At 35.0% G+C, this 6,370-nt stretch carries 3 protein-coding genes and 2 pseudogenes; 4 read left to right on the forward strand and 1 reads right to left on the reverse strand.

The genetic code is table 11. From position 1 onward, the window contains the following. Positions 1-148: 148 nt before the first annotated feature. The 4 genes and pseudogenes from CWB66_RS22760 to CWB66_RS17850 form a co-directional block, all read left to right on the forward strand. Positions 149-352: pseudogene (locus CWB66_RS22760) on the forward strand (GNAT family N-acetyltransferase); the annotation flags it as partial. A 619-nt stretch (positions 353-971) separates the two neighbouring features. Continuing rightward, complete coding sequence (locus CWB66_RS17840) at positions 972-1,388, forward strand: GFA family protein (RefSeq protein WP_138586417.1); 417 nt, start codon at positions 972-974, stop codon at positions 1,386-1,388. Between the two features lie 204 nt (positions 1,389-1,592). Next, positions 1,593-1,964: a GNAT family N-acetyltransferase gene (locus tag CWB66_RS17845; RefSeq protein ID WP_252371792.1), complete on the forward strand. Its 372-nt coding sequence runs from the start codon at positions 1,593-1,595 to the stop codon at positions 1,962-1,964. 425 nt (positions 1,965-2,389) lie between these two features. After that, positions 2,390-5,446 carry a response regulator gene (locus CWB66_RS17850; protein ID WP_138586419.1) on the forward strand — a complete coding sequence of 1,019 codons (3,057 nt, stop codon included), beginning with the start codon at positions 2,390-2,392 and terminating at the stop codon, positions 5,444-5,446. A gap of 22 nt (positions 5,447-5,468) precedes the next feature. On the opposite strand, the pseudogene CWB66_RS17855 reads toward CWB66_RS17850, so the two are convergent. Next, positions 5,469-6,321, reverse strand: a pseudogene (locus CWB66_RS17855) (UDP-2,3-diacylglucosamine diphosphatase). Positions 6,322-6,370: the final 49 nt, after the last annotated feature.

Here is a 6,370-nt window from a genome sequence, read left to right on the forward strand (position 1 = left end):
CATGTTTGGCATTTATGCTGTGTTATCGCCTATTTATGGGGAATAACCACACTACATAGGCTCTGCCTTGCCTAAATACCAAACAGTCTGCTGCAAATTCAACCTCGAAAGATAAACAGGCCCTAATCACCTTTTCGACACCCATACAGGTTTAGCCGTTGAGTTTAGAACACATTCTTTTAATCAAGCTTCTAGAAATGCTATAAAAAGGCTTGGCGCAAAGCAAGATGGCATTCTTCGAAATCATCAAATTTTAAAAGATGGAAGCATAAGGGACACGGTTATTTACTCAATAATTAACACTGAGTGGCCAGCGGTTAAAAGTGATTTGCAAAACAAGGTCTATTCATAAATTAGTGAAGCTGGAAGTAACGCCAATTGCTCAGTGCATTGCTCACCCTCCTGCATCCATGCAGTCGACTATGAATAATTTTTAATGCAGTAGAATGATCATGTTTTTAATAACATTGGCATAACAGGACATTTTAAAATCTCAAATACAGTCCTATCTGCTAAGAGCGAACTAAGCTTGCAGCTTATTTATCTTAACTTTAATTAAATCAGAATATGAAGCATAGAATTAAAACGACTAAAGCATTGTTTGGTGTAAAACTATTACATAATCATAATGGCTAAAGTTTAAAATAGCCGATAAAAGTAACAAAGAATAATACTGAAATGAATGACTAAGATTGTTTAGCTGTAAAATCCACTTAAACGCGTTAATATTTCTCCAACTTAAATAAAAACCCACTAAACATACCGTTATACCCCACTACAAACAGAGGAAAGAATTGAACCAAAATAGGAACCAAGTTATGGTCTGTAAAATCAAAAGTAAATCGCTGATTTTAGTCGTTATCTAAACTTATTTTAAGCTATTAATATAATTCACTTAAAACATAGTAGCAGATGCTTCTGCTTTACTAACGCTACACCCACTATTTTATTTATTACGTAAGGTCTTATTAATGTCTCAGTACAAAACAAACTGTCTTTGTGGGGCGGTACAAATAACTGCTGAGGAAATTAATCCTAAGTTTACGGTGTGTCATTGCCAATCCTGTAGGACTTGGGGTGGGGCCCCATTTTTTGCTGTAAAATGCGGGACTAAAGTCAAAATCGAAGGAATGGATAAAGTTAAAATGTACGAATCTTCATCGTGGGCGTCTCGTGGTTTCTGTATTGAATGCGGCACTCATTTGTTTTATAAGTTCAAAGCAACAGGCGAATATAACATGCCAGTAGGTATGTTCTCTAATTTGAAAGGCTTAGAAATGGATATGCAGTATTTTAGTGACATGCGACCAAATTATTATTGTTTTTCAAATGAAACTAAAGAAATGACCACTGCTGAGATAATGGCTTACTTTGCTGCTAAAATATAATAAAGCATTTAACGTATATAATTACAGCTTACAAATTTCTAATTGATTCGTTTACTACAAAATTCCTAATGAGGTTTACTTTTTTATTATAAGTGGGATAACGCTCTAACAGTAAAGTGAGGTGCGTCATCATTATTTTTTATATAATTATTAGAGAGTGAATACACCAAAATGCAGATATGCAAAATATCATCTGAACAAACAATGTTACTACGCCAACGTGTATTGTGGCCCAACGAAACAACTGAGTTTTGTCGTGTAGACGGTGATGAAGATGCGAGCCATTTTGGTGCTTTTATAAACGACAATTTAGTGTGTGTTGCCTCTGTTTACTTGACGCAGGGTAAAGCACGCTTACGTAAATTTGCAACCGACACGGATTATCAAAACCAAGGTGTTGGTTCTAAAATGTTGAGCCATATTATCCAGTCATTAAAAAGTACAGAAGCTAACCTTTTTTGGTGTGACGCGAGAGAATCAGCCTTAGATTTTTATAGACGTTTTGGTATGACTCCGTACGGAGTACGTTTTTATAAGCAGGACATTCCATATTTTAAAATGAAGCTTACTTTATAGCGAACTGTAATAAGCAATTAGTTACGGTGCTAACGGGCTAAATGAAAGTCTAGCAAAGGCTTCGTATCGGCTAACTGTAGTGTGGTAGTAATTTGGGCACCCAGCCTATTCACAGTTTTCTTTCTTTGTTTTGCAATTACATTGAAATGTTCTTTGGCAAAGGAACGTCATGACATAGTTTAATACTCGTCGAATCCATATATTTAATACCTATAGGCTTTTATTATTTTTAGGAGAGATTACATTAGTATTTTTGAAATAATAGTGATTTTGCATATGAAAATTAATATGAGCTCAATATAACTGTAAGGTTGTTGAAGGGCTTTAAAGATTCACTTTTTCAAAATTAGCGATAAATAATTAATTTTTCAGGTTACGATTATTTGCTCTATACTCAATGTATTATACTTTTAGGTTGCAGATAAATGTACAAAAGGAATGTTTTTTTAAGTATTGCAAAAAGCAATAAACTGGTACTTTTTACTGTGATGCTTTTTTTACTCATTGCACTTCCTTCTCTTTTTGTCTTTGATCAAAAAATTAGAGGCGATATATATCGCGCGTCTTATATTGAACTAAAACGAGAGCTTGAAAATAAAACCGTCGCAATAAAAAAACACTTTCAAGATAGCGTAACGGCCATTCGTTTCTTAGACGCAACACCACCAATTAAAGGAATTACGCGCGCGACTGAAAATAATCGTGTAGATCCACTACTTGGTACACCAATGGCTATATGGCAAGAGCGTTTAGCTAGTATTTTTTCAGGTTTTATGCGAACAGATGAGAGTATTCTTCAAGCTCGTTATATAGCGCTTGCTGAAGGAGGGCAAGAGATAGTTAGAGTTGATCGAAATTATCAAAGCGAAATTAAGCGGGTACAAGGCTCTCAGTTACAAAAAAAAGGACAACGTGATTACATTATAAAAGCCAGTATGCTGGATGAGAATACCGTTTATATTTCACCCATTAATTACAATCGTGAAAATGGAGATATTCAAAAACCTTATGTATCAACCTTCCGTGTTGCTAAACCAGTGTTTGATAAGGATAAGCAAGTCTTTGCAGTGCTTGTGACAAACTACTTTGCGGATCAACTATTTAAAAGCTTAGAGTTTGAATTACCTAAAAATACAGCCATTTATTTAATGAATAGTGAAGACGAGTTTTTATTTCATCCAAACCCTGATTTAAACTTTGGTTTTGAGTTTAACAGAGGTAAAACTTGGAGTGATGAGTTTAAAAATACACAAAGTATGACATTAGAAGGCGCAATACCATTAAATAATTTACCCAAAAAGTATTTTATTAAAAAACGTATTTACTTTGATGGCAATATTGCAATGCTGCCATTGGAGTTAGCTGTAAGTGTAGATAGCGATATGCTTATGGCACAGGTTAATGAAAGGCGTGAAAACTTCATCGCTCTACTTGCTATTTTTCTAATTGTTTTGTTAGTTGTCACCATTGTTTATCAGCGTTTTATTAATCGAAAACTGTTGATTCATTCGCTAAAAGAGCAAAATAACAAAGTTATTGAAAATTCCTTAGATGCTATTTTTACAATAAAAAGTACGGGCATCATTGTTCATTGTAATAACACAGCAAAGCATGCGTTTGGTCATCCAATAGAGAATGAAGTTGACTTTGTTTCTATGTTTACGTTGGCAGATATAGATAAAGATTGTCTATCGCAAACTATAAATGCAGGTTCGAAGATGCCTTTTGAAGCCATTTATACTGAGCCTAATGGTAATAAGCAATATTATTCAATTACTTTAACGAGCGTGTTTGATGTATATGAAAATGCATATCAAGTCGCAGCAATTTTAAGAAATATAAGTTCCTTAAAAAATACTCAATCAGCACTGGAAAGTTTAAACAATACTTTAGAGTTGAAGGTTTCACAAAGAACACTTGAGTTAGAATCTGCCATTGATCAAGCTTTAATTGCTAGCCAAGCAAAAAGCGATTTTGTGGCAAATATCTCTCATGAAATACGTACACCAATGAATGGTGTATTAGGTATGCTTGAAATGCTAAAAGAGGACGGTTTATCCGAACAACAGCATCATTATTTAAAATTGGCAAACAGCAGCGCTCACTCTTTGATGAATTTGATAAACGATATTCTCGATTTTTCTAAAATAGAAGCAGGCAAACTTGATATCGATAATCATACATTTGATATAGTGACAGTATGTAGCGATATGATTAGCTCTTTAGCATTACAAGGGCAGCGTAAAGGCCTTGAAGTATTTTTAGATACTAAAGATGTAGTGGATAGAATGGTGATTGGCGACAGCCATCGACTAAAACAAATTTTAATTAATTTAGTGAATAATGCATTTAAATTTACTCATCGAGGTGAAGTGAGTTTAACAGTAGGATCTAAATACATCACTGATAGCAAATTATTAATGAGTTTTACCGTAAAGGATACCGGTATTGGAATAGCGGCTGAGAACATTGCTAAATTATTTGAAATGTTTACACAAGAGGATTCTAGTACCACGCGTCATTTTGGTGGTACAGGTTTAGGGTTATCTATCAGCAAAAAGCTTGCTCAGTTAATGGGAGGTAACATATCCGTTGTTAGTGAAAAAGGAGTCGGTAGTACATTTTGTGCAACCATTGAATTGCATGTAGCTCAAAATAAAAAGTTAAATACAGGTATTGAACTTGCTACGAATGTTCGTATTGCAACATTAATAGCCCATGATAGTGTTTATAAAAACGTCTGTGATTTACTACAGAACACCTGCAAAATACACAGTACTAATATCGAAAGGCTCGACTACTTTAGCGAGTATGAAGAGTTTGAAGCTGATCTATTAATAATAGATGATGAACATTTACAAATTAATGCTTTAATTCGTTTTTGTGAGCAGTATGACAAAAAGTATGTGTTGATTTTACGTGATATGGTGGCAGATAGCCCAGCTAAAGCTGTACTTTCTAAAGGTAACCATATTTTAAATAAACCACTTACCCAAGATCAATTTAGTTATAAACTCGCTAGTTTATTTGGCTCGGATAATGAGCTTATTATTACACCGTCAAAAGAGTTAATCGATGAGTGCATTGAACCTGATTTGTCGCCATACCATATATTACTGGTAGACGATAATATGATAAATATAGAAGTGGCTAAAGCAATTTTAAAGCCGACTCAAGTTAGAGTTACTTCAGCATCAGATGGTTTAGAGGCTTTGGAGATATTAAAACAAAACAAGGAGCACGTCTTCGATGTTATTTTAATGGATTGCCAAATGCCAAACTTGAATGGTTACGATACGACCAATGCAATCAGAAATTCGAAAGCAGGAAGTAATTACGCAAATGTCCCTATAATTGCAATGACGGCAAGCGCAATGGAAGGCGACAGACAACGTTGTCTCGCAGCAGGTATGAACGACTATATAACCAAACCTATAAAGCCACATACTCTAAAGAGTAAGTTATTGACCTGGTTAAACTAAATTACAAGTGTGCGCTCAACTGCTATGCAGCTGATTTTTTAGGTTTGATCTTTACTGAACTGATTATCGGTGTCGTTAGTTTTGTTACATCAGCGCTATCAAGTATGGTTTGTGTATCTGACCAATGTAATAACTCAATTCTCCCATCTTGCTGCTCTACAAGGGCAGTACAGCTTTCAATCCAATCTCCATCGTTGCAATACACAATTCCATCATCAACTTTTATTTTTGGATGATGAATGTGACCACAAATAATACCATCTACGTTTTGTTTTTTAGCTTCATGAATTGCAGCATCTTCAAAGGCTGTAATTGCTTCACGTGCTTTGTGTACGCGGGCTTTGATCCATGCAGCAAGCGAGTAGTAATTACCACCAAATACCTTTCGAATACGATTTGTCCAGCGGTTTAAAAATAATAAAAAGTCGTATCCAACATCACCTACAATACTAATAAATTTGTTATAGCGAGTCGCAGAGTCAAAGTCATCGCCGTGCACCAGCAAAAACCGTTTATTAGCCTTAGTAGTGTGAATAAACTGCTGGTGGACTTCAATACCAAACAGAGTCTGATCTATGTAATTACGAAAAGTCTCATCATGATTACCGGGAATATAAATGACACGTGTCCCGCTAGCTGCTTTTTGCTGTATACAGCTTAATACTTAATACTTGATAATGGGAAGGGTGCCAATAAAATTGACGTTTCATCGACCATAAATCAATAATATCACCCACCAAGTACAGCGTGTCAGATTCTACAGAGTTTAAAAAATCAAGTAAGTAATCGGCTTTACAGTCTTTGTAACCTAGGTGAACGTCAGAGATCCAAATAGCAGGGTAGTGTGGCTTTTTACTGTTTGTAGCGTTACTCATTTTCATTCCCTAAAGTATCGAGTGTAATAGTTAAATAACCTGAACTCTG

It is taken from the genome of Pseudoalteromonas sp. S558, assembly GCF_005886635.1.
Taxonomy (GTDB): domain Bacteria; phylum Pseudomonadota; class Gammaproteobacteria; order Enterobacterales; family Alteromonadaceae; genus Pseudoalteromonas; species Pseudoalteromonas aliena.